Raw genomic sequence first — 25,337 nt, forward strand, 5'->3', positions numbered from 1 at the left:
AGCGCCGCGGAAGCGGTTGACAGAGCTGAGGCGTACCGCTATTCGCACCTGAGTTAGGGTGCACTGATGCCTCTGCTCCTCACCGTGCCCGCGGCCGTCGTCCTGCTGGTCGTCGCCGTGCGCATGTGGCGCGCGGACAACCGCCGGCTCAGCATCGGTGTGGTGGCGGCGATCGGCGGCTACTTCGCGATCGAGTCGCTGCTGGCCGTGTGGGAGGGCACGCTGCCGCTCGGCCTGCTCTTCACGATCCCGTTGCTGTCGCTGCCGTTCCTGATCCCGGTGCTGGCCGTGTTCCTGATCGCGAACGGCCTCCGGATGCTGCGCCGCGAGAGCAAGAGCCTCGCCAATGGCCTCTCGCTGATCGCCGGTCTGGTGCTGCTCGCGGTGCCGGTCGCGGCTTTCCTCACGCTGACGGCGGCGCTCACCGCGCACGACGATCAGGTCGTCGTGCGCGCGGTGCTCCTCGCCGTCGTCGTCGTCGCGGCGCTGGGGTCGACCTATGCGGCTGCGTTCTTCGTCCTCGTCCTGGCCTATGGGGCCGTCTACCGTCGCGCCCGGGTGGGCGACTACGACGCACTCGTCGTGCTCGGCGCGGGCCTCATCGACGGTCGCGTGCCTCCGCTGCTGGGGTCCCGGCTCGACCGCGCGGCGGCGCTGTTCTCCGCGCGACGGTCGCGCGGGGAGGACTGCGTGCTGATCCCGACGGGCGGGCGCGGGAGCGACGAGCCGCGCTCGGAGGGGGAGGCGATGGCCGAGTACCTGCGCGACGCCGGCGTGCCGGCCGACAGCGTGCTGCCGGAGACCGAGGCCGAGAACACGGAGCAGAACCTCCTGTTCTCGCGCGAGATCGCCCAGGCGCACCGACCGGGGTCGCGCGTCCTGATCGTGACGAGCGACTATCACGTGCTCCGCGCCGCGATGCTGGCGCGGCGGGTGGGGCTTCCCGCCGGAGCGACCGGTGCGAAGACGGCACGCTACTTCCTGCCGTCGGCGACGCTGCGCGAGTTCGCCGCTGTGGCGGTGATGTTCCCGCGGATCCAGGTGGCCGTGCTCGGGTTCTGCGTGGCCGCCGGGCTGGCGGCCGGGTTCCTGGTGGGCGCGGCCGGAGGGGCCTAGGCGGTCCGGAGGCCGGTCGCCTCGTGTTGAACGCCGAGTCGCGATGCCGCGGCCGTGTCGAGGACGAGCACCGCGTGCGGGTGGGTCTGCAGGACCGACGCAGGGCAGGCGACCGAGACCGGCCCCTCGACGGCGGCGCGGACGGCCTCCGCCTTGCGCTCCCCGAGAGCGACCAGGAGGATGCGCTTCGCCCGCATGATCGTGCCGAGTCCTTGCGTGAGCGCGTGCGTCGGGACGTCGTCGGGGGAGGAGAAGAAGCGAGCGTTGTCGAGCCGGGTGCGTCTGCTCAACTCTACGACGCGGGTGGACGTCTCGAAGGGTGAACCGGGCTCGTTGAACCCGATGTGCCCGTTCGAGCCGATGCCGAGCACCTGCACGTCGACGCCGGCCTCCGTGACGGCGCGCTCGTAGTCGTCCGCGGCCGCCGCGAGGTCGGCCGCGCCGCCGTCCGGGACGTGCACGGCGGCCGGGCTCATTCCGAGCGGCGCTGTGACCGTGCGGTCGATCACCGCGCGGTAGCCGCGCGGGTCCGAGGGGGCGAGGCCGACGTACTCGTCGAGCGCGAAACCCCCCGCGCGGGACAGGTCGAGCTCGCCGTGCCGGACCCGGTGGGCGAGGGCCGTGTAGGCGCCGAGCGGGGAGTCGCCGGTGGCGAGCCCGAGAACGGCGTCCGGCCGCGCGGCCACGACGGCGGCGATCTCGTCGGCAGCGAACCGGCCCACGTCGGCCGACGTGGGCAGGACGACGACCTCCATCACCGTCCGGCCGCGACGAGCCCGGCGCCGGCGCCGCCGAACAGCTCGGCGAGCTGCGGGTGCGCTTCGGTGTAGCCGCGTAGCAGCTGCCGCGCGGTCGGGACGCTCTCGACGAGCGGGTGCAGGGCGAAGGCGAGCAGGGCCTCGGACTCGGATCCGGTGAGGGCCGCCGCGATGGCGTGACGCTCGACCTCCTTCACCTGCGCCATCAGGCCCAGCTGGTGCAGGCTCGGGGCGGGGACCGAGAGCGGGTGGGCGCCGTTCGCGTCCACGAGCGTCGGCACCTCGACGACGGCGTCGTGCGGGAGGCCCGCGATCGTGTCGCCGTTGCGCACGTTGAGGATCATGGTCGCCTGCTCGTTGCGCGTGATCGCGTTCATCACGCCGAGCGCCACGCCCGCGTAGCCCTGATCGGCCGCGTCGAACCCGGCCTCGTGCTGGTGCGCCGGCGCGTCCTGGGTCCCGCCGGTGGCCTCGGCCATGTACGAGGCGCTGCGACGCTCGACGGTGCGCCGCCAGAGGCCGGCCTTGTCGTCCGCATCGCGGGAGAGCGCCCAGAACTCGGTCTGGGTGCGGGCGAGGAAGTCGCCGCGCGTCGTCCCGGCATCGATGATGGCCCGCACCGCGTCGCGGTTGAAGTAGTAGTAGTAGAGGTACTCGTTGGGGATGACGCCGAGCTCGCGGATCCAGTCGGCCCCGAACACCTGGCCTTCTTCGAGCTCGCCGAGCAGTCGGTCGTCGGCGAGGAACTCGGGCAGGATGTCGCGACCGTCGTGGTAGACGCCGCGCATCCAGCCGAGGTGGTTGAGCCCGACGTAGTCCATGTGGATGCGGCTCTGGTCGACGCCGAGCGCCGCCGCCACCCGCCGGCCGAGGCCGGACGGCGTGTCGCAGATGCCGACCACGCGCTCGCCGAGCACCCCCTGCATCGCCTCGGTGATGATTCCGGCCGGGTTGGTGAAGTTCATCACGAACGCGTTCGGCGCGAGCCGTGCGATCGTCTCGGCGACGGTGACCATCACGGGCACCGTCCGCAGTGCGTAGGCGATCCCGCCGGGACCGGTGGTCTCCTGCCCGAGGACCCCGAGGTCGAGCGCGACGTGCTCGTCGCAGCGGCGCCCCTCCAGTCCTCCGACGCGGATGGCGGAGAAGACGAAGTCGCTGCCCGCGATCGCCTCCTCCAGCGAGGTGGTGGTCGTCAGTCGCGGCGCGGCGAGGGCGTCGGCGGCGAGCTGCCTCAGCAGCGCCGACATGGTCGTGAGCTTCTCGGCGTCGACGTCGTACAGGCACACCTCGTCGACGCGGGGTGCTCCCGTGTCCCGGAGCATGGCTTGCCAGACGTAGGGGGTGCGGAATCCACCGCCGCCGAGGATGCTCAACTTCATGCGATCACGACCTCTCCGCCGCTCGCGCGGCACAATTCGATTGATTCGATGGGGGCGCCGTCGGTCGTGACGAGCACGTCGACGTCGGCGAGCGAGCACACGCGGAGCGCGCCTGTCCCGGGGAACTTGGCTTCGCTGGCGAGCAGGACGACTTTGTCGCTCGCGGCGATCATCGCCTGCTTGAGGGGTGTCTCCACCGCCATGTCGTCGACGATCGCCCCGCCGGAGCGGACTCCCGTGCAGCTGAGGAACATCACGTCCGCGCTGATCTGCTGCAGGGAGGACACGGTGAGCGATCCGACCAGCGTGCGCATGTTGCGGCGCAGGACCCCGCCGAGCAGTACGACGCGCACGGCGCTGTCGTTGCGGAGCTCGTCGAAGACGGCGAGGTTCGAGGTGACGACCGTGATGTCCCGGCCGCGCAGCATGCGTGCGAGGAACGGCGTGGTCGTACCGATGTCCAGGAGGACGACGCTGCCGTCCTGCACGTAGTCGAGCGCGGCCTTGGCGATGCGCACTTTGAGGTCGATGTCCGCGCTGTCGTCATAGGGCGTCTCGGGCGACTCGGCGCCGTCTTGCACGGTCATCCCCGAGCGCAGCACGGCGCCGCCGTAGCTGCGGGTGAGTTCGCCGTTGCGATCGAGGATCTCGAGGTCCCGGCGGATCGTCGACGGGCTGACGCCGAGCGTCTCGGCGAGCTCCGGGACGCTCGCGGCGCCGCTGGAGCGCAGCTCGGTGAGAATCCGCTGGCGCCGTTCGTTCAGGATCATGGGCATCACGATACCGAAACATGCGCGAAATACGCAAAGGTGTGCAAACTTTGTCAAACCTGCGCAAGAGTGTTACGTTGTCCCGCATCCGTCCGGAGAAGTGCGAAGGAGTGAACTCTTGCATCACCGTGTGTCCCGACCCGGAGCCCTGCTCTTCACCGGGGATGTCTTCTGCGACCTGATCTTCACGGGCGCCGACGTGCCGGTGCTCGGTCAGGAGAAGTACGCGGACCGTTTCGCAATCGCCGCGGGCGGCGCCGCGATCCGGGCGGTGGCATCGGCACGTCTGGGCGCCGACTCCCGCCTGGTGGCCGCGATGGGCGACGACGTCATCGGGTCGCACGTGCACGCCCTCCTTCGGGCAGAGCCCAACCTCGACCTCGAGGAGCTGACGACCGTCCCGGGCTATCAGACGCCGGTCAGCGTCGCGATCTCGGGGCCGCACGACCGCGGGTTCATCACCTACGTCGAGGAGCACGCGGTCGCGATCCCGGCGCGTCGCGACGACGTCGCAGCGGCGCACCTCGATGTCGCGGACGCAGCGCTGCCCTGGGCGCGCGAGCTCCGCGACCGCGGCGCGATCCTGGTGGGAGGCGTCGGCTGGGACGCGACGGAGGAGTGGTCCAGCGACCTCCTCGGCGGGCTGGACAGGGTCGACGTCTTCATCCCGAACCACGACGAGGCGATGGCGTACACGCGCGCCTCCGACCCGGTGGCCGCCGCTCGCGCACTGGCCGACCACGTGTCGCTGGCCGTGGTCACCCGCGGAGCGGCGGGCGTCGTCGCCGTCGACTCGGCGAGCGGGGAGGAAGCGGACGTGCCGGGGATCCCGGTCGCGGCCGTCGACCCCACCGGCGCAGGCGACGTCTTCACCGCCGCCCTCATGACCTCGTTCGCCGAAGACTGGACCCTCGTCGAGCGACTCCGCTTCGCGACGGCCGCGGCGGCGTATTCCGTGACGGGACTGGGCGGCGGCGCTGCCGCTCCCACCGCTGCGCAGCTCGTCCGCTTCGTCGAACGGAGCGCGGCCGACGCCGACTGGGACTTCCTCCACGACTGGACGCGGCGGGAGCCGCTCCAGCACACCCCGGCAACAGAGGCAACAGAAAGGTAATCCATTGAAGAAGCAGTTCACCGCCATAGCCGTCGGCGCACTCGCTGCGGCGACCGCCGTACTCCTCGCCGGATGCGCGCCCGGAACCTCCGGGGGAGGCGACACGTCGAAGACCGTCGCCGCATCCAAGACCGTGGAGTCGGGGAAGTACACGCTCACCGTCTGGGATCAGAACAACACCGGTGAGATCGACGCCGCGCAGAAGAAGCTCAACGCGGCGTTCGAGAAGAAGTACCCCGACATCACGATCAAGCGCAACAGCCAGTCGTTCTCCGATCTCAAGACCACGCTCAAGCTCGCCCTCTCGGGCAACAACCCGCCGGACGTCGTGCAGGCGAACCAGGGTTACCCCGACATGGGCGCCTTCGTCTCGGGCGGGATGCTCACCCCGCTGAACGACTACTCGAAGCTCTACGGCTGGAACGACTACTTCCCCTCGAACCTGCTCGCCCTCAACACCTTCAGCTCCGACGGCAAGCACTGGCAGACCGGCAACCTCTACGGCGTCTCGAACACCGGTGAGTTCGTCGGCGTGTACTACAACAAGAAGATCCTGGACAGCCTCGGGGTCGAGGCGCCCAAGACGCTCGACGACCTCACCGCCGACATGGCGAAGGCGAAGGCGGCCGGGGTGCAGCCGATGGCCTACGGCGATCTCGAGAAGGTGCGCGGCATCCAGCTCTACGGTGTGGTCCAGGCTGCGACCGCCGGCGCGAAGGCCGTGCAGGATCTCGTCTCGGCCAAGTCGGGCGCCTGGACCGACGCGGCCAACGTCGACGCCGCGGCCACCATCCAGGACTGGTCCGCGAAGGGCTACCTGCCCGCGGACGCCAACGGCATCTCCCAGGACGCCGCCGTCGCGGACTTCGGCAAGGGCCAGGCGGCCTTCATCATCGACGGCACGTGGGACATGTCGACGATCGGGCAGGCACTCGGCCAGTCGAACGTCGGGATGGCGGCGCTCACCCCCGCCGGCGCGTCCGCGCCCGTGACGCAGGGCGGCGAGGGGCTCGCGTGGGCGATCACGTCGAAGTCCGCCCACCCCAACGCCGCGGCCGCCTACATCGACTTCATCTCGGGTCGTTCGAGCGCGCAGACGATGATCGACGCGAACAGCCTGCCGACCGTCCTCCCGGCGGATCACACGGCGAAGGCGGGGACGCTGAACGCGAGCGTGTACGCCCAGTACGCCTCGCTGACGGCCGGCAAGAGCATCGTCCCGTATCTCGACTACACGACGCCGACCTTCTACGCGACGCTGACCGCCGCCATGCAGGACCTGACGGCACGGAAGACGACACCGCAGCAGTTCACGCAGACGCTGCAGACCGACTATTCGGGCTTCGTCTCCGGAAACAAGTGATGGCTCAGACCCTCGTCGCGACTGCCACCGACGCTCCGCGCACCCGCGCGCGGCGCCGGTGGCAGCCGGTCGCGTACCTGTACATCGCGCCGGCCGTGCTGGTGCTCGCCGCGTTCATCGTCGTCCCGCTCGTGCAGACGTTCCAGTACTCGTTCTACGACTGGAACGGCATCGGCGCGTCGACGTGGGCGGGGCTGAAGAACTACGCGGCGGTCTTCACCGACGCGCAGCTGCGCGACGCGTTCCTGCACGTGTGCGTTCTGCTGCTGTTCTACGCGGCCCTCCCCGTCATCCTCGGTCTCGGGCTGACGATCGTGCTCTCGCACGCCAATCGGCTGCGGGGGATGGGCTTCTTCCGCACCGTGCTCTTCCTCCCGCAGGTGATCGCCTCCGTGGTCGTCGGCACCATCTGGGTGTCGATCTACGCCCCGCAGGGCCTCTTCAACCAGGTGCTCGGATGGATCGGGCTCGGCGATCTGGGCCGGGCCTGGCTCGTCGACTACACGTTCGCCCTGGTCGCGATCGGCTTCATCGGGACGTGGGTCAACACCGGGCTCTGTCTCGTGCTCTTCCTCGGCGGCGTGCAGAACATCGAGCCGTCCGTCTTCGAGGCCGCACGCATCGACGGTGCGGGTCCGTTGCGCGAGTTCTTCGGTGTGACGCTGCCGGCGCTGCGCGGGCAGATCGCGATCGCCCTCACACTGACCGTCACCGCGACGCTGAAGTCGTTCGACATCGTCTACATCACCACGCAGGGCGGGCCGGGGACGAGCACCACCGTCCCCGCCTACGAGGCGTTCAACCGCGCATTCAACACCGGTCAGGTCGGTTCTGCGGCCGCTGTCGCGATCGCCCTGACCGTGCTCATCATGGTGATCTCGTGGTTGATCACCCGGCTTCAGCCGAAGGAGACCGCATGAGAATCGGCAGAGTCGAGAAGACCGTCGACTACATCATGCTGAGCGTCTTCGCGCTGTTCGCTCTGCTGCCGCTGGTGGGCGTGCTGTTCTCGTCGGTGATCCCCGCGGGCCAGAACACGGGCGGGTTCCAGCTCCCGCGCACCGTCCGCCTCCAGAACTATTCGGACGCGTGGACGGAGGGTCACTTCTCCGCCTACATGGCCTCCAGTGTTCTGGTCGCCGTCGCCGTCGTCGTCCTCACGTTCGTTCTGGCGACCCTGGCGGGTTATGCGTTCGCGCGTATGACGTTCCCGGGGTCCGGCATCCTGTTCTTCGTGCTGCTGGTGGGGCTGATGCTCCCCGAGGAGGCCTTCATCATCCCGCTCTACTTCAATCTGCGCACGGCGGGCCTCACCGATACCTACTGGTCGCTCATCCTGCCGCAGACCGCTCAGTCGCTCGGGTTCGCCGCCTTCTGGATGCGCAACCACTTCCGGGCGTTCCCGGGCGAGATCATCGAGGCGGCGCGGCTCGACGGCGCGAGCGATCGGCGGTTGCTCTGGCGTGTGCTGGTGCCGGCCTCCTGGCCGTCGATCGCGACGATGGCGGTGCTGGTCGGGATGTGGACGTGGAACGAGTTCCTCATCCCGCTCGTCATGATCACGCAGGACCAGTTCCGCACGGCCCCGCTGGGGTTGGCGTTCTTCCAGGGGCAGCACATGACGAACTACTCGCTGCTGTCCGCGGCCGGGGTTCTCATCGCTCTCCCGATCGTGATCCTCTACCTCGTGCTGCAGCGCCGGCTGATCAGCGGTATCGCGGGGGGCGTGGGGACCCGCTGACCCCATCGCCGATCGCGGCGGTCACGCGCACCGTGTCGTCGAAAGCGGCCAGGGCGCCGCCGCTGCCGTCCGGGGCCTGTTCCGCGGGAGGGAGGGACCCGCTGAGCGCAGCCTCCACACGCAGCCCGCCACGCGTGAAGCGGAACACGTCGTCGACGCACGACACCGCGGTGGTGCGAGCGTCGGCCGGGATTTCTCTCCGCAGCCCGATCAGCGTGCGGTACCACGCGAGCAGCCGCGCGTGCCCGGGCTCGTCGAGCTCGGCCCAGCGCAGCCGCGCGCTCTCGAACGTGGCCGGGTCCTGGGGGTCGGGAACGACGGCGGGATCCCAGCCCATGCGGGCGAACTCGGCGATGCGGCCGGTGCGGGTGGCCTCCGCGAGTTCGGGCTCCGGATGCGAGCTGAAGAACGGCCACGGCGTCGTCGCACCCCACTCCTCGCCCATGAAGAGCATCGGCGTGAAGGGTCCGAGCAGGACGAGCGCGGCCGCCACGGCGAGCGCGCCGTCGGTAAGCGTCGCGGTGAGGCGGTCGCCGATCGCGCGATTGCCGATCTGGTCGTGGTCCTGGCTGAAAGCGACGAGGCGGGTGAACGGGATCTCGGCGTCGAGCGGCCGGCCGTGGAGGCGCTCGCGGAAGCTCGAGTACGTGCCGTCGTGGAAGAAGCCGCGCTCGAATACCTTCACGAGCGACCCCGGCCCCGCGAAGTCGGCGTAGTAGCCGCTGGTCTCCCCGGTGAGATTGACGTGGATCGCGTGGTGCACGTCGTCGTCCCACTGTGCGTCGAGACCGTAGCCGTGCCTGCGGCGCTCGCGGATCAGGCGCGGATCGTTCAGGTCGCTCTCGGCGATGAGCGTCGCGGCGCGCCCGGTACACTCCCGGATGCCGGCCGCTCGTCGCGCGAGCGCCTCCAGGATGTGCTCGGCGCTGCTGTCGTGCAGGGCGTGCACCGCGTCGAGCCGCAGCCCGTCGACGTGCATGTCGTCGAGCCAGAACGCCGCGTCGTCGAGGATGAGTCGCCGCACCTCGTCCGACCGCGGCCCGTCGAGGTTGACCGACGAACCCCAGGTGTTGCGGCCGTCGCTCAGGTAGGGCCCGTATTTCGGGAGATAGTTTCCACTCGGACCGAGGTGGTTGTAGACGACGTCCTGGATGACGGCGATGCCGCGCGCGTGACACGCGTCCACGAACCGCTGGTAGGCGTCCGGGCCGCCGTAGGGTTCGTGCACGGCGAACCAGAGCACGCCGTCATAGCCCCACCCGTGAGTTCCGTTGAACGCGTTGACCGGCAACAGCTCGACGGCGTCGATCCCGAGGCCCACGAGGTGGTCGAGCCGTCCGGCAGCGGCGTCGAGCGTCCCCTCCGGTGTGAACGTGCCGATGTGGAGTTCGTAGATCACCCGGCCGGTGAGCGATGCGGAGCGCCAGGCGCCGTCGCCCCACTCGTGGTCGAAGGGGCTCCACTCGCGGCTCAGCGCGTGGACTCCGTGGGGCTGGCGCCGAGAGCGCGGGTCGGGAAACGGGCCGTCGCCGTCGACCACGAAACCGTAGTCCAGGGCGCCTGGGCCCGCCTCCAGCGGGGCTGCCAGGCGCCACCATCCGCCGTCCGCGCGCTCCAGCGGCTGCCGGCCCCGGCCCGCCACGTCGACGGACACCGATCCAGCGTCGGGTGCCCACACCGGGAAGGTGCGTGCCGGGAAGGTGCGCGCCGGGAGGGCGCTCGCCTCGAACGCCCCGGAGGCGGTCGTCTCGACGCCGGTCATCGGGTCACCGCCAGCAGCGCGACGGGATACCGGTCGAAGAGTTCTGCCAGAGACACACGCCCGCTGACCGTGCGACCCGTCAGCTCATCGTGGAGCTCCCGGGCTCCGACGTCGACGGCGGTGTCACCCCAGCCACCCGCGCGGGCCAACCCGACCGGGAGCCGCGTCGCGAGGGCGACGGCGCCTCCCCGGTCGAAGGCCACCAGATGGTCCGCCTGCGGCCCGGCGGCGTGCAGCGGTTCATAACCGGTGAACAGTTCGGGCCGGTCACGGCGCAGGCGCAGCGCCCGGGATGTGACCAGCAGTTTGGCGGCGCCGGACGAGTCGATCTCCGGCCGGCGTCCCTCGTCGAGGTGCGCGAGCAGGGCGGCCGCCGCGTCGAACTCGACCGGGCGTCGGTTGTCCGGGTCGACGAGCGAACGCTCCCAGCGTTCGGAGCCCTGATAGACGTCGGGAACACCCGGCGCCATCAGCTGGAGGAGCTTGGCCCCGAGGCCGTTGCTCGCCCCCGGCGCCTCCACGAAGGCGGTGATCGCCTCCACCTCGGCTGCCACCCGGGCGTCGTCGAACACAGCGTCGACAAGGTCGGAGAGAGCGCCTTCGAACAGCGCATCGGGATCCGTCCAGCTGGTTCCTGCGCCGGCCTCCCGTGCCGCCTTGAGCGCGTAGGCGTGCAGTCGCTCGCGGGAGGCCGGCCACGCGCCCACGATCGACTGCCAGAGCAGGTTCTCCAGCGTTCCGTCGCCGAGCGCGGCACGCTCGCGCACTGCGCCGAGGAACCGCGCCCAGCGCTCGGGAGCCTCCGCCAGAACCGCGATCCGCGCGCGGGTGTCTTCGCTGCGCTTGGTGTCGTGGGTGCTGAGCGTCGTGAGCGAGTGCGGCAGCTCGGTGAGCCGTCGCTCCTGGATGCGATGGAAGGCGGCGACCGGGAGGGCGAACTCCGACGGATCGCCGCCCACCTCGGTGAGCGAGACCAGCCGCGTGTAACGGTAGAAGGCGTTGTCCTCGACACCCTTGGCCATGATCGCGCCGCTCGTCTGCTGGAATCGAGCGGACGCCTCGGACACTTTGCCATCGGTATCGGTGCCGAAGGCGCCGACGAGCCAGGTCAGCGACGAGGCGAGATCGGGACGTGCGGCGACAGCGGCATCACGAGCCGCCGCCAGGTGGTCGCCGCCGAACGGCAGATAGCTGCGATACACCGGAAAGGCCGCTGCCAGCTCCGCGACGGCGTCGGCGACGTCGTCGGCCGACGGCGCGTCCGACGGCGCGTCCTCCACGTCTCGCGACGGGCCGGACGCCAGGGCACGCGCCTCGCGCGTCACCCTCAGCACTTCCGAGCGCAGGATGCCGTCGGCGACGGACCGTTTGCGCCGGTGCACGAGCGCGGGCCAGTCTCGGCTCTCTTCGCGGTCGTCGTGCTCCTCCGCGAGCGCTGTCAGCGGCTCTTCGCCCCCGGGGTCCACGAACACCCGATCGACGATGCCGAGTGCGTCGTATCCGGTCGTGCCGGCGATGGGCCAGGTCGGGATCCGTTCGTCGCCTTCGAGGATCTTCTCGACCCAGATCGGGCGCGAGCCGGCAAGCTGCGCGAGCCGGTCGAGGTAATCGCCGGGGTCGCGCAACCCGTCGGGGTGGTCGACGCGGAGGCCGTCGACCAGGCCCTCGCGCAGCCATCGTCCGATCTCGACGTGCGTGGCGTCGAAGACCCGCGGATCCTCCACGCGCACCCCGGCCAGGGTGTTCACCGCGAAGAACCGCCGGTAGTTGAGCTCGGCGTCGGCGCGTCGCCACGACACCAGCTCGTAGTGCTGTCTGTCGTGCACGATCGGTGCCGCGCCGGACTCCGTGCCGGGGGCCAGGGGAAAGCGGTGCTCGTAGTACCGGAGCTCGCCGCCCTCCACCCGGAGCGCGGAGAGCTCGTCCGGACCGTCGCCGAGAACCGGGATGCGCAGCCGGCCGCCGCCGAACCGCCAATCGACGTCGAAGAAGTCGGCGTAGGCGGAGTCGCGGCCGAGCCGGAGGACGTCCCACCACCAGGGGTTCTCGTGGGGTACTGCGACGCCGAGATGATTGGGCACGATGTCGACGACGACAGCGAGTCCGCGCGCATGAGCGGCGTCCGCGAACTCCCGCAGAGCAGCGGGACCGCCTCGTGACTCGTCGACGCGGGTGGGGTCGACGACGTCGTAGCCGTGCGCCGAGCCCGCCGCGGACTGGAGCAGTGGCGACAGGTAGACGGCGCCCACGCCGAGCCGGACCAGGTAGTCGAGCGTCTGCGCGGCATCCCGCAGCGTGAAGTCGGGAGTGATCTGGAGGCGGTAGGTGCTTGTCGGTACGTCGTTGCTCACACCGTGGATTCTTTCGCGAGCCGACCTCGCCAGGAAGGGGCTGGACATTTCTGTGGAGAACCGGCGCAGGGCACACGCTGTGAGGGGATTGATTTCTCAGGAGGTGAGTGCAGCCTGGACGGCCCCGGCAGAGGGTGGGAGCGTCGGGGATACGCAGACGAAAGGGGACCACGATGGGACTCGACGACAAGATCGAGAACGCCGCTCAGAACGCCGGCGGCAAGGCGAAAGAGGGCGCGGGCAAGGCCACGGGCGACGAGCGCCTGGAGGCCGAGGGCAAGGGCGACCAGATCAAGGCCGACCTCAAGAACGCCGGCGAGAAGGTGAAGGACGCCTTCAAGCACTGAACGCCTGCACTCGGCGCACGCGCTGAGCGCCAGCACCGGAGTCCCCGTCGCGGTCCACGCGGCGGGGACTTCGCACGTTCCCGCGCCGGTTCAGCGCGTGACGGCCGCGATGGCGCTGATCTCGATCAGCGCGCCCGGCACCCCGAGACCGGCCACGCGCACGGCCGAGACCAGTGGCGGGCTGCCCTCCCTCGCCAGACGCGGAGCGATGGCCGCGTAGGCGGCCGCGAGGTCCGCCCCGTCGTCGATGGCCACGAACCACTGGATGACGTCGTCGAGGGTTGCGGAAGCCGCCGTGAGCGCGACCTCCGCGTTGTCGAGCGCCCGTGCGGCCTGTGCGCCCACCTCGGGAGAGACGACCGCTCCGTGCTCGTCGACGCCGTTCTGGCCACCGAGATAGACGGTGGTCGCGCCGGCGGGCACCACCGCGACGTGACTGAACGCAGGGCTGTTGACCAATCCGGGTGGTCGGAGAAAGCTGATCGGCATGTCGACATCGTCGCAGCGATCACGGCAGACGTGCCAGAGCGCGCTGCAGCGGAGCCGCCGCCGAGCCGCCGGCAGTCCCGTGACCCTGACGGGCGGGGGCCTCAGGCGGCTTCGCGCGCATACCAGGCCTTGCGCAGACCGGCACGGGCACGGGAGGCGAGCATCGCCGCTGCGGTCGTCTTGATGTGAAGGAGCTCGCCGATCTCGGCGTTGGAGCGCCCCTCCACCTCGGAGTACCAGAGCGCCCGCTGCCAGCGGTCGGGAAGAGAGTTGAAGGCGGCGATCGCCGCGTCGTGACGGTCGCTTTCGTCGAGCGCGTCGAAGCGCTCGTCCGTGAAGCCGAGGTCCGGAGCGTCGTCGAGGTCGACGGTGGGGCGCAGGTTGCGGCCCCACGAGGCGGCGACCGACCGGATCGTGGTGGCGAGGTAGCTGCGCACCGCGGTCGTCGGCCCGGCGCCGTTTCGTACGGCCTGGAGCATGCGGGCGAAGGCCTCGGAGACCAGGTCGGCGGAGTCGATGCGGGTGGTGATGCGCCGCGCGATGGCGACGCCGACGGCGGCGTGGCGTCGCCAGATCTCGCCGAAGGCCCGGTCGTCGCCTTCGCGGGTGAGGTGGATCAGCTCCTCATCGGAGAGCTGATCGAGCCGGGTGATGCCGGAGATGATGCTGAGCATGATGTTCCTCGGAGGCGATGGGGCCGGTGTCGGGCCGCACGCACTCGTTCTCGGGATGGGAGTCGGAGGAGAGGACTGACGGACACCGGCCTCTGCTCGCGGGATCAGGCTCGCGAATGCCGGTGTCTCGGACAGGCGTAGGACTACGTGTTCGACTACGTGTTCGGCGCACGTACGTATCGCCCATCGCATCGCCCGAAGGTGGTCGGTGGCGTCATCCGTTCGTCGACCGATACTGGGCGGCGCCGGGCACCCGGCGTTACGGATTCCTCGGAACCGTGTCCTCTCCGCAGAGAGAAGGGATGTGGACGATGAGCACGCTCGAGACACGCACACTGATCCGGCGCGGCATCTGTCCCGACTGCGGAGCGCGTGATGCGCGTCCTGCGATCGTGACGACGCTGGCGGGTGGTCCGGCGTTCGTCCTGGTCTGCGACGACTGCGGCAGCTGCCGCGGCTACAACGGCTGAACGCAGACCGAGACTCCCCCACGACGAAACGAGGAGCGGCTCATGCCGAAGAAGAAGCGCCAGGCGCTCAGCCGGACCACGGCGGGCCTCACGCACATCGAGCGCGCCACAAGCGTGGTGACGGGTCGGCCGATCCTGATCAGCTGCGAGTGCCCGCTCGGCCACGACCACACGTACGCCGAGTGGCAGGAGCGGTTCGGAGCGGGCGGCCGCCGGGAGTGAGGTCGACGGCGTGGCCTGGCGTGTTCACCGCCAGGACACGGCACGTTCCCCTGGTGTTCACCCGCCTCGGCGGAGTAGCTTGCGCTGCATGGGTGACCGGAAGGAGCGCGCCCGGGCGTGGCGTGGCGTCGGGGTCGGGGCGCTGTGCGGGCTCGTCGCCGCGCTGTCGACGGCGGCGCTCCTGTTCCTCATCCCGACGGAGGGCGAGAATCCGCGGGCGTGGGGCATCATCGTCTGCGGTGTCGTCACCGCCCTCGTCTGCGAGCGGTTCGCCGTGCGCAACTGGAGGCTGCTGCGCCACTACCGGGGCGACGATCTCGCGCCCGGACGCACGGAGCACGCACCCCCTCGGCGCCTCACGGTGCGGGCGCTGCACCGCGAGCCGCTGCACCGCGAGCCGCTGCACCGCGAGCCGCTGCACCGCGAGCCGCTGCACCGCCACCCGCTGCACCGCTAGGGCGTCAGCACGACTTTCCCGCCGGGGTGGCCTCCCTCGACCAGCCGGGCGGCGTCCGCCGCCTGTCCGAGAGGGAACGTGCGGGCGATGTCGACCTCGAACGCGCCCTCGGCGATCAGGCCGAGCACGAGCGGATAGGCGTCGGCGCGCAGACGGAGCTCGTCCGCGGTCAGGGGCACGGGATTCCCGCCGCCCCAGGCCCGGATGCCCAACTCCGCTGCGCGCGGCCCGACCACGATCGTGCCGATGCGCGAACGGTCGTCGACGAGCGCGAATGAGGTCTCGAGCGCTTCTTCGGTGCCGATCGCGTCGAGGATGCGGTCGTAGCCCCGCGGCGCCGCCTCGCGCAGGCGCTCCAGGAGGCCGGGGCCGTAGGCGACGGGGACGGCGCCGAGCTCGCGCAACCGGTCGTGGTTCGCGGGCGACGCGGTCGCCACCACGGTCGCGCCCATCCGCCGGGCCAGCTGGATCGCGGCCCGTCCGACGCTGCCGGAGCCGCCGTGGATGAGGAGGGTGCTTCCCGCTTGGACGCCCAGTGACACGAGCGCCTGATGCGCGGTGCTCGCCGGGACGCCGATGGCCGCGGCCTCCTCCCACGTCACCGCGGCGGGCTTGCGCACGAGGTGGGAGGCCGGAGCGACCAGGCGGGTCGTGTAGGCGCCGTGCGCCTCACGCACCACCACCTCGTCACCCGTCGACCAGTCGGTCACGCCCGCTCCCACCGAGAGCACCACGCCCGCGGCGTCGCTTCCCGGAACGCGCGGCCGCGTGATCGGAGCGGTCGGTCGGGTGCCGCTCCGGAGCTTGCCGTCGATGGGGTTCACGCCGGCCGCGCGCACGGCGACCACGACACCGTCCTCCGGCGCCACCTGGTCGGGCACCGTTGCGACCTCCAGCACCTCCGGGCCGCCGAGGTGGTCGTACTGGATCTGCGTGGCCATGGCTGTCCTTCGGTCGGAGTCGGTGGAGACGGGGGGAGGGGTCGGCGCGGGTCAGCGCTGGGCGAACGCAGCACGATACCGGGTGGGCGGCACGCCCACTTCGGCGTCGAAGTGGTGCCGCAGCAGCGTCGCGCTGCCGAACCCGCTGCGCCGCGCGACCTCGTCGACCGGCAGGTCGGTGGTCTCGAGGAGCAGGCGCGCGTGCAGGACGCGCTGCGTGGTCAGCCACTGCATGGGAGGCACCCCGGTCTCGGCGACGAAGCGGCGCGAGAAGCTCCGGGTCGACATGTGGGCGCGTGCGGCGAGGCCGGAGACGGTGTGGCTCTCGTCGAGCGTGTCGGTGAGGTGGTCGAGCAGCTCGCTGAACGTGTCGTCCTCGCAGTCGGAGACCGGCCTCTCGATGTACTGGCGCTGCCCGCCGTCGCGTTGCGGCGGAACCACCATGTTGCGCGCGATCGTGTTGGCGACGGCGCTGCCGAGCTCGCGGCGCACCAGGTGCAGGCACGCGTCGATGCCCGCCGAGGTCCCGGCGCTGGTGATGATGGTCCCGTCGTCGATGAACAGCACGTCGGGGTTCACCTGCGCCTGCGGGAACCGGCGCTGCAGGTCGTCGGCGTGGCGCCAGTGCGTCGTGCACTCGCGCCCGTCGAGCAGCCCCGCGGCTCCGAGCGCGAAGGCTCCGGAGCAGACGCTGAGGAGGATGGCGCCGCGCGCGTGGGCGCGCCGCAGCCCGTCGAGCAGGTCTTCCGGGTACTCGTCGCGGATCGTGGCGGCCGGCACCGCGATCAGGTCGGCGTCCTCCATCGCGTCGAGCCCGTACGGCGCGATCATGCGCACCCCGGTCGCGTTGCCGATCGGCTCTCCCGGGTTCGCCGAGCAGACCCGGAAGTCGAACGGCGTCAGGCCCGCGTAGCTGCGGTCGAGCCCGAACACCTCGCAGATGACGCCGAACTCGAACATCGCGAAATCGTCGATCATCGGCACGGCCACGCTCTTCAGCATGGACGTCAGTGTAGTGGCCGAATCTTTGCGAAGATAGACCTGAAGCCAACTCGTGGCCGAATGTTTTCGTTCGTAACGTTGTGGACATGGCAAACACGACCTGGGCACAAGGCATCGAACACAGCTGGGTGGCCCGCCCGGTGAAGACCCGCGACGGGGAGATCGTCCCGCCGCGCCGACGTCGCTTCCTCCTGAGCGACTGGCTGCCCGCGGCCATCGCCGCGCGGGGAGGCCGTGTCACCCGCGAGACCGACCGTGCGCTGGCCGACCTGCGTGCCGCTCAGGACGCCCGCGCCGCCGGCCGCTGAGCGCCTCGGCCGGCCCGCCTAGGCTGGTCGGATGGACAACGCCGACGCATACCTCTTCGACATGGACGGCACGCTCGTCGACTCGCACGCGGTCGTCGAAGCGGTGTGGACGGAGTTCTGCCAACGCCACGGGCTCGACCCGCGGGCGGTGCTCGCTTTCGCGCACGGAAGACAGGCGGGGGACACCGTCGCGCATTTCCTTCCGGCGCTGACCGATTCGGCGCAGGCCGAGCTGGTGGCCGGGCTGCTGGCCGCGGAGGTCGCCCGCACCGACGGCATCGTGGAGGTGCCGGGCGCGCGGCGGCTGCTCGCGGCGCTCGCAGAGCGCGGAGCTGGTGTCGCGATCGTCACGAGCGCCTCGCGTGAGCTCGCGCTCGCCCGGCTGAACGCCGCGGGCGTCGGCGTCCCGCAGGTGATCGTCGCCGCCGAGGATGTCGAGTGCGGCAAGCCAGATCCGTCGTGCTATCTGCTCGCCGCGTCACGGCTCGGGGCGCCCATCGAGCGCTGTGTCGTCTTCGAGGACGCCGAGGCCGGTCTGGCGGCGGCGATCGCCTCCGGTGCCCGGGTCGTCGTGGTGGGTTCCCATGTCTCCGCCCTGACCGACGGCCTGGAGCGCATCGGCGACTACGCCGGCGCGGTTCCCGGCGTCGAGGACGCGCCCGTGGCCTCCTGAGCCGCCGAGGGTTGACGCCCCTGGCGCTTCGCTCTATCCTTTAGTCAACCAATTGATTGATTAAAAAGGTGGTTGACTAATGGAGCCGGACCCGCTCGACAGGGCTTTCGCGGCACTGTCGGATCCGGTGAGGAGAGCGATCGTCGCCCGCCTCAGCCGAGGTCCCGCGACGGTCAACGAACTGGCCGAGCCGTTCGACATCACCCTCCAAGCGGTGTCCAAGCACATCGGTGTGCTGGAAGGCGCCGGCCTGGTGTGGCGCACGCGCGAGGCGCAGCGTCGCCCGGTCCATCTGGACGTCGCCGCCCTGGAACGACTCACCTCGTGGATCGACCGCTACCGGCTGGAGGCCGAAGCGCGCTACCGGGCGCTCGACGGCCTCCTCGCCGCCGCAGAGCCGAGCACGCAGAAGAAGAGCACAGAGCAGAAGAGCACGCAGCAGAAGAACACAGAGAAGAAGGAGAAGGAGTCATGAGCAACCCCGTCGTCATCGATGCCGTGCCCGGCACCTCGTACGCCGACATCACCCGAGAGTTCGAGGCCCCGGTGGAGGCCGTCTTCCGGGCGCACGCCGACCCGGACCTCTATGTGCAATGGATCGGTCCGCGCAGTCTCGACAACACGATCACCCACTGGGATTTCCGCACCGGGGGAGGCTACGGCTTCGAGCAGACCGACCCCGACGGCAACGTCTACGCGTTCCGCGGGGTCATCCACACCGTCGTCGAGAACGAACTCATCATCCAGACGTTCGAATACCTGGGCGCGCCGAACGAGGTCAGCCTCGACATCCTGCGCTTCGAGTCGCTCCCCGGGGGCCGCTCCCGGCTTCTCGGCCACTCCGTCTTCCCGTCCAAAGAAGCCTTGGAGGCCATGGTCGCGGAGGGCATGGAGTACGGCATGACCGAGGGCTACGAGAAGCTCGACGAGCTGCTGGCGAGGGGGTGAGCCCGATGACGCGCATCGTCGCCGACATCACTGTCTCGCTCGACGGTTTCGTCACGGGGCCCGACGCAGGCCCGGGCAACGGCCTCGGCACCGGCGGTGAGCCCCTACACCGCTGGGTCTTCGCCGACGACCCGGACGACAATCGCATCCTGGAGGCCGCCACGGCTCGATCGGGCGCGGTCGTCATGGGCCGCAACCTCTTCGACGTCATCGACGCGCCCGACGGCTGGAGCGACGAGCTCGGCTACGGTGCGACGGAGGTCGTGGTCACCGCGAACGCGACGCATCTCACCTACGACATCGACTGACGGCAGCACCGAGCGGTGTCCACCGATCGGTGGACACCGCCGTCCTCCGTCCGCCGGTGCCGCCGAGACCACGGGCCGACGAGGCTGGATGCATGAATCCCGCATCCTCGTCGAAGCCGGCGCTCGTCGGCCTCATCCTCGCCGTTTCGATGACGACGATCGACCAGACGATCGTCGCGCTCTCCGCCCCGACCATCCAGCAGAACCTGGGCCTCAGCCACGACGGCATGCAGTGGGCGGTCAACGTCTATCTGCTGACGACCGCCGCGTTCTTCCTGCTCGGCGGCCGGGTCGCCGACGTCGTCGGGCACAAGCGGATGGCTCTCCTGGGCATCGCCGGCTTCGGCATCACGTCGCTGCTGTGCGGGCTGACCCCGACCGGCGATCTCGCCGAGGGCTGGCTCGTGGGCGCTCGCGCGCTGCAGGGCGTCAGCGGCGCGATCATGTTCCCGGCAGCGATCGGAATCGTCGTCGAGGGCTTCCCGCGCGAGCGGCGCGGCCGGGCGATGGCGATCTTCTTCACCATCACAGGCGCGATGACCGCCGTCGGTCCGATCGCGGGAGGCTACCTCACCGAGTGGACCTGGCGGTCGATCTTCTGGGTCAACGTGCCGATCGCCGTCGTCTCGTTCGTGATCGTCGCGCTCACCGCGCGTCCCTCCACGCGCCGCCACGAGCGGATCGACTGGATCGGCGCCGCGGTCGTGGCGGCCGGGATGGCGGCGCTCGTGTTCGGACTCCAGCAGGCGAGCCCGTGGGGCTGGGGCAGCCCGGCCGTGCTGGTGAGCCTGATCGGCGGCGCCGCCCTGCTGGTGCTGTTCGGCTGGCTGCAGCTGCGCGCGGCCCAGCCGCTGGTGCAGGTGCGTGCCTTCCGTGACCGCGGCGTGCTGTTCTCGCGGCTGGCGACCCTGTTCGCCTCGATCGCGTTCATGTCGGCCTTCTTCTTCCTCAGCGTGTGGGGCCAGGTGTCCCTGCAGCTGTCCGCGATGGCGACCGGGATCCTGTTCCTCAAGTTCTTCATCGGCTTCGTCATCGGCAGCCGGGTCGGCTCCGTGCGGTTCGACCGGAACGGCGCGAAGGCGATGGTGCTGCTCGGCGGCGTCGTCGGAGCCGCCGGCTTCGCCTGGCTGGCGCTGGGCGCCACCGACCTCTCCGTGAACGGCGTGCTGTTCTTCAACGCCCAGACCGCTCCGCTCGTCCTCGCCGGCGCAGGCATCGGCCTGATGTTCACGCCGGTCTCGACCGACGCCGTCAACCGCGCCGTCGGCGCCACCTACGGGGAGGCCTCCGCGCTGACCCAGACGATGAAGAACTTCGGGGGCGCGCTCGGCATCGCGGTCTTCTCGACCATCGTGACCTCCCGCCTCACCGACCTCCTCACCACGTCGTTCGCGAAGTTCGGCGGTTCGGCGGCGAACGCTCAGGACGCGGTGAACCAGATCAGCGGCGCCTCGGACCGCTCGAGCGCCCTCTCCACGCTGCCGCAGGTCGTGCAGGAGCAGATCCTGCACGCCGTCCGCGCGGACTACGCCTCGGCCGTGCAGTGGGCGTTCTGGGGGATGGCCGCGGCGATGGCGGTCGTCGCGGTGATCGGGATGCTCTATCCGGCGGGGCGCACCTCGATGCCCGAGGACGACGTGCTGGGCGAGTCGGCGGCGCCCGAGAACGCTACAGTCTGAACGTGACCAGCCCGTCCGATCGCGCCGACGACCGCTCGTCCGACCTCCCGACCGTCCGGGCCGACGACCGCTGGTTCGGCGACTGGATCGGCTACTCCGCCGCCGCGACCCTCGCCGCCGTCGTGCTCGTCCTGGCCAACCCGTACACCGGTGCGGTCCGGACGTTCACGGCGGCCGGCCTCATCGTCGCGCTGTTCCCGTTCTACTGGTTCGTGGCGCGGCCCAGCCGTGCCGGGGTCCGGTCCAACACCTGGCGCGCATGGGTCTACGTCGGGCTCAGCACCGCGGTCTACTTCGTGGCGTACGGGCTGAACAACTGGTCCAATGTCGCGCTGTTCGTGCTGTCCCCGCAGTTCTTCCTGATGCTGTCGGCCGTGCCCGCGGCCATCGCGATCGTCGTCCTCAATCTGGGCGGCGTCGGGGTGCGCTGGCTGCTCGGCGATCTGGCCCCCGGGGATGTGGCCTCCACCCTCGGCATGACCGTGCTCGTCATCGCCGTGTCCATCTACTTCAGCAACCGCATCACCGCGGTCACCAAGGAGAGCCGGGAGCGCGGCCTCCTCATCGACCGGCTGCGCGAGCAGCAGCGCGAGATCGCCGCGCTGTCGGAGCAGCAGGGCGCCGCGGCCGAACGCGAGCGCATCGCCCGCGAGATGCACGACACCCTCGCCCAGGGGTTCACGAGCATCATCACGTTGGGCCATGCGGTGCAGGGCGAGCTGGAGGCCGACCCGTCCTCCGCGCGCAGGCACGTCGAGCTGATGACCGAGACGGCGCAGGAGAACCTCCAGGAGTCACGCCGGATCATCGCCGCGCTCACACCCGGTCGCCTGGCCGACTCCACGCTCGACCAGGCGCTCGCCCGGGTCGCGGCGCGATTCGGCGACGAGACAGGAGTGCCGGTCGTCTTCACGGTGCACGGCACTCCGAGGCCGGCGTCCCCGGCGGTGGAGGTGGTGGCGCTGCGGGTCTTCCAGGAAGCGCTGGCCAACGTGCGCAAGCACGCCGCCGCGCACGCGGTCGAGGCGTCGCTCGGATACGAGCGGGGCGGGTTGCGGCTCACCGTCCGCGACGACGGCCGCGGTTTCGACCCTGCGGCCCCGCGGCGCGGTTACGGCATCGACGGGATGTCGTCCCGCGTCCGTGAAGCCGGGGGCACGTTCGACCTCGTGAGCGGCCTCGGCCAGGGCACCCGGCTGGACATGGTGCTCCCGACCACGGAGGCGGCCGGATGATCCGCATCCTGCTCGCCGACGACCATCCTGTCGTGCGCGAGGGCATCCGCGGGATGCTGCAGAGCTACGACGACATCGAGGTCGTCGGTCAGGCCGGCAGCGGGCCGGAGGCCGTGTCGCTCGTCGCCGTGCTGAAGCCGGACCTCGTGCTGATGGATCTGCGCATGCCGGGCGGCGACGGCGTCGCGGCGACGCGCGCGATCGCCGCAGAGTTTCCGGGCACGCGCGTCGTCGTGCTGACCACCTACGAGACCGACCAGGACATCCTGCGCGCCATCGAGGCCGGCGCGAGCGGTTACCTGCTCAAAGACATCGCGCCGGCCGACCTGGCGCGCTCGGTGCGCTCCGCTGCCGCGGGGGAGACGGTGCTGGCGACGTCCGCCGCCTCCGCGTTGCTCGGTCGTCTGCAGGGCCGCGGCCAGGCGCCCGCCCTGTCCGCCCAGGAGGTCAAGGTGCTGCGGCTCGCGGCGGACGGCCTCACCAACGCGGCGATCGGCGCCGAGCTCTACATCGGCGAGGCCACGGTGAAGACCTACCTCGCCCGCGCGTACGAGAAGCTCGGCGTCTCCGACCGTACGTCCGCGGTGCGCCGCGCCCTCGAGCTGGGCCTCATCGACTGACGCCCCGGCGCCTCTCGCCAGGCGCCTTCCGTCCGGCCGTTGGTCACAACACGCCGACGCGGTGACGCGCGGCGCGGCGGGTGGGGACGCATCGTTGTCCTGGGTGGTGGGAGCGTTATGTGCTGCGAGGCAGCTGCGTCTCCCCTGGTGGACGGGCCGCGTCTGGCGACAACGGCCGGCGGCCCGTCCTCCCGCCCCGGTCAGGATCGCGGCAGGGACAGTACGACGGTGCGGCCCGCGGGGCGCTGCTCCGCGATGCGATGCGCCTCCCACACCGCGTCGAACGGAACGACCTGCGGCTCGAACGTGTGCAACCGCCCGTCGGCGACGTCGGTGAGGAGGCCGCTGAGCAGGCGCCGGTACGCCGGACGCTTCCGGAGCACCCAGAACGGTACGGAGCAGACCACCTCGCGCGGGTGACCGCGGCCGTGGGCGACGGCGGCGGCCGACCCGCGGATCGCATCACCCCGCTCGTGCTCCGCCCGGCCCGCGAACGCCGTGTGGACGATCACCCCGGTGGGGGCGACGGCTTCGCGGACGCGCGGCGAACCGGTGTGGTCGATCGCCGCCTCCACGCGGCCGCCGGCCAGTTCGCGGACGCGCGCCGGCCAGTCGGGGTCGCGGTAGTCGGCGAGCAGCACCTCGGCGCTCCGCTCGGCGAATCCGGGCGGGGGAGCGGACCCCGTGCCGATCACCGCACGGCCGTCGCGGAGCGCGAGCTGCGCGACGAGCATTCCCACCGCGCCGCTGACGCCTTGGACGAGGATGCGCGGCGCCGCGCCGGCGTAGTGCAGAGCGAGCGCCGCGGTCACGGCGTTGAGCGGCACCGTCGCTGCGAGCTCCGAGGGGAGAGCCTCCGGCACCGCGACGAGGAACGTGGGCGAGAGCACGAGGTGGGTCGCGTGCGAGCCCATCCGCGGGAGCACTCCGGCGACACGTGCACCCGTGCGGAGGCCGAGCGCGACCGAGACGGCGGACTCCGACTCCAGCACCCCGACGAAGTCGTAGCCGGGCACGAATCCCGGAACCGGTTGGAACACGTAGCCGCCGCGCCGGGCCAGCACCTCGGTCGAACCGATCGTCGCGTGCGTGACCCGCACGACCACCTCGTTGCCGCGCGGCGCTCGCAGCGTCTCGTGAACGACCGCCACTGCGGAGGCGTCTCCGAAGCGGACGACGAGTGCGGCGGAGCGTTCCAGCGCAGCGGACCCACGGCCTCCCATCGGCGGTCAGCCGGCGCGCTGCTGCAGCAGGCCGGCGCGCTCGGGGTGGGCCTCGAACCAGTCGGCCACATACCAGCACATCGGCACGATCCGCCGGTCGGAGGTGCGCTCGATGTCGTCGACGGCGTACGCCACCAGGTCGGCCGCGTACCCCTTGCCGCGCTGCGCCGGCACGGTGTAGGCCCGGGTCAGCGAGATCGAGCCGCCCAGGATGCTGTAGTCGAGGACGCCGACCAGTTCGCCGTCGATCCGCATCGCGTAGCGGTTCGCGTCGGTCTCGTTGCTGAACTCGGTGGACATGCGCCCATCGTACGACCGTCGCGAGTGTGAGGGAGGGGAGGTATCGTGAAGCCGTGGGACCCGAACCCGCACCGTCCGGGTTCCCGCGCGCATTCCGCGATCGAGCTGCAGCAGGCCAGGCCGCGCGCGACGACCGTCGTGCGCGCCGCGAGAAACGCTGGAGCCTCACCCGTGACGATCGAGAACCCGTCGCCCGCACTGTCCCCTGCCCACCAGGCACTGCTCGAGCAGGTGCCGATCGGCGAGCACTCCGTCATCGACGCAGAGGTGATCGGGTACGAGCACGAAGGCGTTCTCCTCGAGGGCTATCTTGCACGGGATGTGCAGGCCGACGAGCGGCGGCCGGCCGTGCTGATCCTCCACGACTGGAAGGGCGTCGGCGACAACGTGCGCATGCGCGCCCAGATGCTGGCCCGGCGGGGGTACGTCGCGTTCGCGGCCGACCTGTTCGGCGCGGACGTGCGTCCCGACGACGAGGAGGCGCCGAAGGTCGCCCGGCAGTACTACGACGACCTCCCGCTGCTGCGCTCTCGCGTCGCCGCCGGCTTCAGTTGGTTGCAGCAGCACCCGGCGGTCGACCCGGCACGACTGGCCGTGATCGGCTACTGCTTCGGCGGCAGCGCCGCCCTCGAGTTCGCCCGCACCGGCGCGCCGGCCCGCGGCGTCGTCTCCTTCCACGGCGGGCTGATCGCGCACGAGCCGTCCGACGCCGCCTCGATCGCCGCCTCCCTGCTGGTGCTGACCGGCGGCTCCGACCCCGTGGTGCCGGACGAGGCCGTGATCGCCTTCGAGAACGAGCTGCGCGCGGCGCCGCACGTCGACTGGCAGCTGACCACCTATTCGGGGGCGCCCCACGCGTTCACGATCCCGGGCACCGACCGGTACCGACCGGTCGCCGACGCCCGCAGCTGGCGCGCGCTGGCCTGCTTTCTCGACGAGGTCTTCGCCTGACGGGCCGTGCGCCGGCTCAATTGGCGGTCTGCGAACGGGTCATGTAAGCTCTAACAGGCCCGCGCGACCACCGCTGCAGGTCATGCGCCACTAGCTCAACGGATAGAGCATCTGACTACGGATCAGAAGGTTG

At 70.8% G+C, this 25,337-nt stretch carries 29 protein-coding genes; 18 read left to right on the forward strand and 11 right to left on the reverse strand.

Annotation, left to right across the window (positions count from 1 at the left end; genetic code table 11):
* The first annotated feature begins 66 nt into the window (after positions 1 to 66).
* Positions 67 to 1,116, forward strand: coding sequence for a YdcF family protein (locus tag Q0Q23_RS04420; protein ID WP_295119899.1), 1,050 nt, complete (start codon positions 67 to 69; stop codon positions 1,114 to 1,116).
* Here Q0Q23_RS04420 and Q0Q23_RS04425 read toward each other — a convergent pair.
* Genes Q0Q23_RS04425 through Q0Q23_RS04435 form a run of 3 tightly spaced genes read right to left on the reverse strand, consistent with a single transcriptional unit; the run spans position 1,113 to position 4,026 of the window.
* Positions 1,113 to 1,871 carry a glucosamine-6-phosphate deaminase gene (locus tag Q0Q23_RS04425; RefSeq protein ID WP_295119902.1) on the reverse strand — a complete coding sequence of 253 codons (759 nt, stop codon included), beginning with the start codon at positions 1,869 to 1,871 and terminating at the stop codon, positions 1,113 to 1,115. The genes Q0Q23_RS04420 and Q0Q23_RS04425 overlap by 4 nt on opposite strands.
* The gene (locus Q0Q23_RS04430; protein ID WP_295119905.1) at positions 1,871 to 3,256 is read right to left on the reverse strand and encodes a 6-phospho-beta-glucosidase; all 1,386 of its coding nucleotides are present in this window, start codon (positions 3,254 to 3,256) and stop codon (positions 1,871 to 1,873) included. Before Q0Q23_RS04430 ends, Q0Q23_RS04425 begins: the two co-directional genes overlap by 1 nt.
* Positions 3,253 to 4,026, reverse strand: a complete 774-nt coding sequence (locus Q0Q23_RS04435; protein WP_295119909.1) for a DeoR/GlpR family DNA-binding transcription regulator — start codon at positions 4,024 to 4,026, stop codon at positions 3,253 to 3,255. Before Q0Q23_RS04435 ends, Q0Q23_RS04430 begins: the two co-directional genes overlap by 4 nt.
* Positions 4,027 to 4,156: 130 nt before the next feature.
* Here Q0Q23_RS04435 and Q0Q23_RS04440 point away from each other — a divergent pair, with 130 nt between their 5' ends.
* The 4 genes from Q0Q23_RS04440 to Q0Q23_RS04455 are packed head-to-tail and all read left to right on the forward strand — an operon-like array spanning position 4,157 to position 8,244.
* A complete protein-coding gene (locus Q0Q23_RS04440; RefSeq protein WP_295119913.1) occupies positions 4,157 to 5,140 on the forward strand; it encodes a carbohydrate kinase family protein in 984 nt (327 codons plus the stop codon).
* Between the two features lie 4 nt (positions 5,141 to 5,144).
* Positions 5,145 to 6,503 carry an extracellular solute-binding protein gene (locus Q0Q23_RS04445; RefSeq protein ID WP_295119916.1) on the forward strand — a complete coding sequence of 453 codons (1,359 nt, stop codon included), beginning with the start codon at positions 5,145 to 5,147 and terminating at the stop codon, positions 6,501 to 6,503.
* Positions 6,503 to 7,423 carry a carbohydrate ABC transporter permease gene (locus Q0Q23_RS04450; protein ID WP_295119919.1) on the forward strand — a complete coding sequence of 307 codons (921 nt, stop codon included), beginning with the start codon at positions 6,503 to 6,505 and terminating at the stop codon, positions 7,421 to 7,423. Before Q0Q23_RS04445 ends, Q0Q23_RS04450 begins: the two co-directional genes overlap by 1 nt.
* Positions 7,420 to 8,244 (forward strand): carbohydrate ABC transporter permease, encoded by an 825-nt coding sequence (locus Q0Q23_RS04455; protein WP_295119922.1) that lies wholly within the window; start codon positions 7,420 to 7,422, stop codon positions 8,242 to 8,244. The genes Q0Q23_RS04450 and Q0Q23_RS04455 overlap by 4 nt, the downstream gene beginning before the upstream one ends.
* Here the strand turns inward: Q0Q23_RS04455 and treZ are convergent.
* Positions 8,210 to 10,006, reverse strand: coding sequence for a malto-oligosyltrehalose trehalohydrolase (treZ, locus tag Q0Q23_RS04460; RefSeq protein WP_295119925.1), 1,797 nt, complete (start codon positions 10,004 to 10,006; stop codon positions 8,210 to 8,212). The genes Q0Q23_RS04455 and treZ overlap by 35 nt on opposite strands.
* Positions 10,003 to 12,357: a malto-oligosyltrehalose synthase gene (gene treY / locus Q0Q23_RS04465; RefSeq protein WP_295119928.1), complete on the reverse strand. Its 2,355-nt coding sequence runs from the start codon at positions 12,355 to 12,357 to the stop codon at positions 10,003 to 10,005. The genes treZ and treY overlap by 4 nt, the downstream gene beginning before the upstream one ends.
* 173 nt (positions 12,358 to 12,530) lie before the next feature.
* Here treY and Q0Q23_RS04470 point away from each other — a divergent pair, with 173 nt between their 5' ends.
* Complete coding sequence (locus Q0Q23_RS04470) at positions 12,531 to 12,704, forward strand: CsbD family protein (RefSeq protein WP_295119931.1); 174 nt, start codon at positions 12,531 to 12,533, stop codon at positions 12,702 to 12,704.
* Positions 12,705 to 12,794: 90 nt separating this feature from the next.
* Here Q0Q23_RS04470 and Q0Q23_RS04475 read toward each other — a convergent pair whose 3' ends face one another.
* Positions 12,795 to 13,193 carry a RidA family protein gene (locus Q0Q23_RS04475; protein ID WP_295119934.1) on the reverse strand — a complete coding sequence of 133 codons (399 nt, stop codon included), beginning with the start codon at positions 13,191 to 13,193 and terminating at the stop codon, positions 12,795 to 12,797.
* 101 nt (positions 13,194 to 13,294) lie between these two features.
* On the reverse strand, positions 13,295 to 13,867 hold the full coding sequence (locus Q0Q23_RS04480) for an RNA polymerase sigma factor (RefSeq protein ID WP_295119937.1): 573 nt from the start codon (positions 13,865 to 13,867) through the stop codon (positions 13,295 to 13,297).
* Positions 13,868 to 14,178: 311 nt separating this feature from the next.
* Here Q0Q23_RS04480 and Q0Q23_RS04485 point away from each other — a divergent pair, with 311 nt between their 5' ends.
* From Q0Q23_RS04485 to Q0Q23_RS04495, 3 genes are all read left to right on the forward strand, one after another.
* Positions 14,179 to 14,337, forward strand: a complete 159-nt coding sequence (locus Q0Q23_RS04485; protein WP_295119940.1) for a hypothetical protein — start codon at positions 14,179 to 14,181, stop codon at positions 14,335 to 14,337.
* Positions 14,338 to 14,379: 42 nt separating this feature from the next.
* The gene (locus tag Q0Q23_RS04490) at positions 14,380 to 14,559 is read left to right on the forward strand and encodes a hypothetical protein (protein WP_295119943.1); all 180 of its coding nucleotides are present in this window, start codon (positions 14,380 to 14,382) and stop codon (positions 14,557 to 14,559) included.
* 88 nt (positions 14,560 to 14,647) lie between these two features.
* Positions 14,648 to 15,016 (forward strand): hypothetical protein, encoded by a 369-nt coding sequence (locus tag Q0Q23_RS04495; protein ID WP_295119945.1) that lies wholly within the window; start codon positions 14,648 to 14,650, stop codon positions 15,014 to 15,016.
* Here the strand turns inward: Q0Q23_RS04495 and Q0Q23_RS04500 are convergent.
* Together Q0Q23_RS04500 and Q0Q23_RS04505 are read right to left on the reverse strand one after the other, a co-directional pair.
* On the reverse strand, positions 15,013 to 15,957 hold the full coding sequence (locus Q0Q23_RS04500) for an NADP-dependent oxidoreductase (RefSeq protein ID WP_295119948.1): 945 nt from the start codon (positions 15,955 to 15,957) through the stop codon (positions 15,013 to 15,015). The two genes, Q0Q23_RS04495 and Q0Q23_RS04500, sit on opposite strands and share 4 nt — an antisense overlap.
* Positions 15,958 to 16,008: 51 nt before the next feature.
* Positions 16,009 to 16,959 carry a helix-turn-helix domain-containing protein gene (locus Q0Q23_RS04505; protein ID WP_295119951.1) on the reverse strand — a complete coding sequence of 317 codons (951 nt, stop codon included), beginning with the start codon at positions 16,957 to 16,959 and terminating at the stop codon, positions 16,009 to 16,011.
* A gap of 86 nt (positions 16,960 to 17,045) precedes the next feature.
* Here Q0Q23_RS04505 and Q0Q23_RS04510 point away from each other — a divergent pair, with 86 nt between their 5' ends.
* The 8 genes from Q0Q23_RS04510 (at position 17,046) to Q0Q23_RS04545 (ending at position 22,730) form a co-directional block, all read left to right on the forward strand.
* Entirely contained in the window at positions 17,046 to 17,267 is a 222-nt protein-coding gene (locus Q0Q23_RS04510; protein ID WP_295119954.1) for a hypothetical protein, read from the forward strand.
* A 31-nt stretch (positions 17,268 to 17,298) separates the two neighbouring features.
* Positions 17,299 to 17,940, forward strand: a complete 642-nt coding sequence (locus Q0Q23_RS04515; protein WP_295119958.1) for an HAD-IA family hydrolase — start codon at positions 17,299 to 17,301, stop codon at positions 17,938 to 17,940.
* 79 nt (positions 17,941 to 18,019) lie between these two features.
* Positions 18,020 to 18,415 carry a helix-turn-helix transcriptional regulator gene (locus Q0Q23_RS04520; protein ID WP_295119961.1) on the forward strand — a complete coding sequence of 132 codons (396 nt, stop codon included), beginning with the start codon at positions 18,020 to 18,022 and terminating at the stop codon, positions 18,413 to 18,415.
* A complete protein-coding gene (locus Q0Q23_RS04525) occupies positions 18,412 to 18,888 on the forward strand; it encodes an SRPBCC family protein (protein ID WP_295119964.1) in 477 nt (158 codons plus the stop codon). Before Q0Q23_RS04520 ends, Q0Q23_RS04525 begins: the two co-directional genes overlap by 4 nt.
* A 5-nt stretch (positions 18,889 to 18,893) precedes the next feature.
* The gene (locus tag Q0Q23_RS04530; RefSeq protein WP_295119967.1) at positions 18,894 to 19,196 is read left to right on the forward strand and encodes a hypothetical protein; all 303 of its coding nucleotides are present in this window, start codon (positions 18,894 to 18,896) and stop codon (positions 19,194 to 19,196) included.
* A 92-nt stretch (positions 19,197 to 19,288) separates the two neighbouring features.
* Positions 19,289 to 20,875: an MFS transporter gene (locus Q0Q23_RS04535; protein ID WP_295119970.1), complete on the forward strand. Its 1,587-nt coding sequence runs from the start codon at positions 19,289 to 19,291 to the stop codon at positions 20,873 to 20,875.
* A 2-nt stretch (positions 20,876 to 20,877) separates the two neighbouring features.
* A complete protein-coding gene (locus Q0Q23_RS04540) occupies positions 20,878 to 22,110 on the forward strand; it encodes a sensor histidine kinase (protein ID WP_295119973.1) in 1,233 nt (410 codons plus the stop codon).
* Entirely contained in the window at positions 22,107 to 22,730 is a 624-nt protein-coding gene (locus Q0Q23_RS04545) for a response regulator transcription factor (protein WP_295119975.1), read from the forward strand. The genes Q0Q23_RS04540 and Q0Q23_RS04545 overlap by 4 nt, the downstream gene beginning before the upstream one ends.
* Positions 22,731 to 22,930: 200 nt before the next feature.
* Here Q0Q23_RS04545 and Q0Q23_RS04550 read toward each other — a convergent pair whose 3' ends face one another.
* Complete coding sequence (locus Q0Q23_RS04550; protein WP_295119977.1) at positions 22,931 to 23,881, reverse strand: hypothetical protein; 951 nt, start codon at positions 23,879 to 23,881, stop codon at positions 22,931 to 22,933.
* A gap of 78 nt (positions 23,882 to 23,959) precedes the next feature.
* Positions 23,960 to 24,253, reverse strand: coding sequence for a GNAT family N-acetyltransferase (locus tag Q0Q23_RS04555; RefSeq protein ID WP_363316236.1), 294 nt, complete (start codon positions 24,251 to 24,253; stop codon positions 23,960 to 23,962).
* A gap of 171 nt (positions 24,254 to 24,424) precedes the next feature.
* Between Q0Q23_RS04555 and Q0Q23_RS04560 the strand changes: the two genes are divergently transcribed.
* A complete protein-coding gene (locus Q0Q23_RS04560) occupies positions 24,425 to 25,204 on the forward strand; it encodes a dienelactone hydrolase family protein (RefSeq protein ID WP_295119983.1) in 780 nt (259 codons plus the stop codon).
* The last annotated feature ends 133 nt before the right edge of the window (positions 25,205 to 25,337 follow it).

Source organism: uncultured Leifsonia sp. (assembly GCF_945957465.1).
GTDB lineage: Bacteria > Actinomycetota > Actinomycetes > Actinomycetales > Microbacteriaceae > Leifsonia.

Coding starts and splice junctions, on each gene's coding strand:
- Q0Q23_RS04420 (WP_295119899.1), top strand. CDS start 67: ATGCCTCTGCTCCTCACCGTGCCCGCGGCCGTCGTCCTGCTGGTCGTC.
- Q0Q23_RS04425 (WP_295119902.1), bottom strand. CDS start 1,871: ATGGAGGTCGTCGTCCTGCCCACGTCGGCCGACGTGGGCCGGTTCGCT.
- Q0Q23_RS04430 (WP_295119905.1), bottom strand. CDS start 3,256: ATGAAGTTGAGCATCCTCGGCGGCGGTGGATTCCGCACCCCCTACGTC.
- Q0Q23_RS04435 (WP_295119909.1), bottom strand. CDS start 4,026: ATGATCCTGAACGAACGGCGCCAGCGGATTCTCACCGAGCTGCGCTCC.
- Q0Q23_RS04450 (WP_295119919.1), top strand. CDS start 6,503: ATGGCTCAGACCCTCGTCGCGACTGCCACCGACGCTCCGCGCACCCGC.
- Q0Q23_RS04455 (WP_295119922.1), top strand. CDS start 7,420: ATGAGAATCGGCAGAGTCGAGAAGACCGTCGACTACATCATGCTGAGC.
- treZ (WP_295119925.1), bottom strand. CDS start 10,006: ATGACCGGCGTCGAGACGACCGCCTCCGGGGCGTTCGAGGCGAGCGCC.
- Q0Q23_RS04470 (WP_295119931.1), top strand. CDS start 12,531: ATGGGACTCGACGACAAGATCGAGAACGCCGCTCAGAACGCCGGCGGC.
- Q0Q23_RS04475 (WP_295119934.1), bottom strand. CDS start 13,193: ATGCCGATCAGCTTTCTCCGACCACCCGGATTGGTCAACAGCCCTGCG.
- Q0Q23_RS04480 (WP_295119937.1), bottom strand. CDS start 13,867: ATGCTCAGCATCATCTCCGGCATCACCCGGCTCGATCAGCTCTCCGAT.
- Q0Q23_RS04485 (WP_295119940.1), top strand. CDS start 14,179: ATGAGCACGCTCGAGACACGCACACTGATCCGGCGCGGCATCTGTCCC.
- Q0Q23_RS04490 (WP_295119943.1), top strand. CDS start 14,380: ATGCCGAAGAAGAAGCGCCAGGCGCTCAGCCGGACCACGGCGGGCCTC.
- Q0Q23_RS04495 (WP_295119945.1), top strand. CDS start 14,648: ATGGGTGACCGGAAGGAGCGCGCCCGGGCGTGGCGTGGCGTCGGGGTC.
- Q0Q23_RS04500 (WP_295119948.1), bottom strand. CDS start 15,957: ATGGCCACGCAGATCCAGTACGACCACCTCGGCGGCCCGGAGGTGCTG.
- Q0Q23_RS04505 (WP_295119951.1), bottom strand. CDS start 16,959: ATGCTGAAGAGCGTGGCCGTGCCGATGATCGACGATTTCGCGATGTTC.
- Q0Q23_RS04510 (WP_295119954.1), top strand. CDS start 17,046: ATGGCAAACACGACCTGGGCACAAGGCATCGAACACAGCTGGGTGGCC.
- Q0Q23_RS04515 (WP_295119958.1), top strand. CDS start 17,299: ATGGACAACGCCGACGCATACCTCTTCGACATGGACGGCACGCTCGTC.
- Q0Q23_RS04520 (WP_295119961.1), top strand. CDS start 18,020: ATGGAGCCGGACCCGCTCGACAGGGCTTTCGCGGCACTGTCGGATCCG.
- Q0Q23_RS04525 (WP_295119964.1), top strand. CDS start 18,412: ATGAGCAACCCCGTCGTCATCGATGCCGTGCCCGGCACCTCGTACGCC.
- Q0Q23_RS04530 (WP_295119967.1), top strand. CDS start 18,894: ATGACGCGCATCGTCGCCGACATCACTGTCTCGCTCGACGGTTTCGTC.
- Q0Q23_RS04535 (WP_295119970.1), top strand. CDS start 19,289: ATGAATCCCGCATCCTCGTCGAAGCCGGCGCTCGTCGGCCTCATCCTC.
- Q0Q23_RS04545 (WP_295119975.1), top strand. CDS start 22,107: ATGATCCGCATCCTGCTCGCCGACGACCATCCTGTCGTGCGCGAGGGC.
- Q0Q23_RS04555 (WP_363316236.1), bottom strand. CDS start 24,253: ATGTCCACCGAGTTCAGCAACGAGACCGACGCGAACCGCTACGCGATG.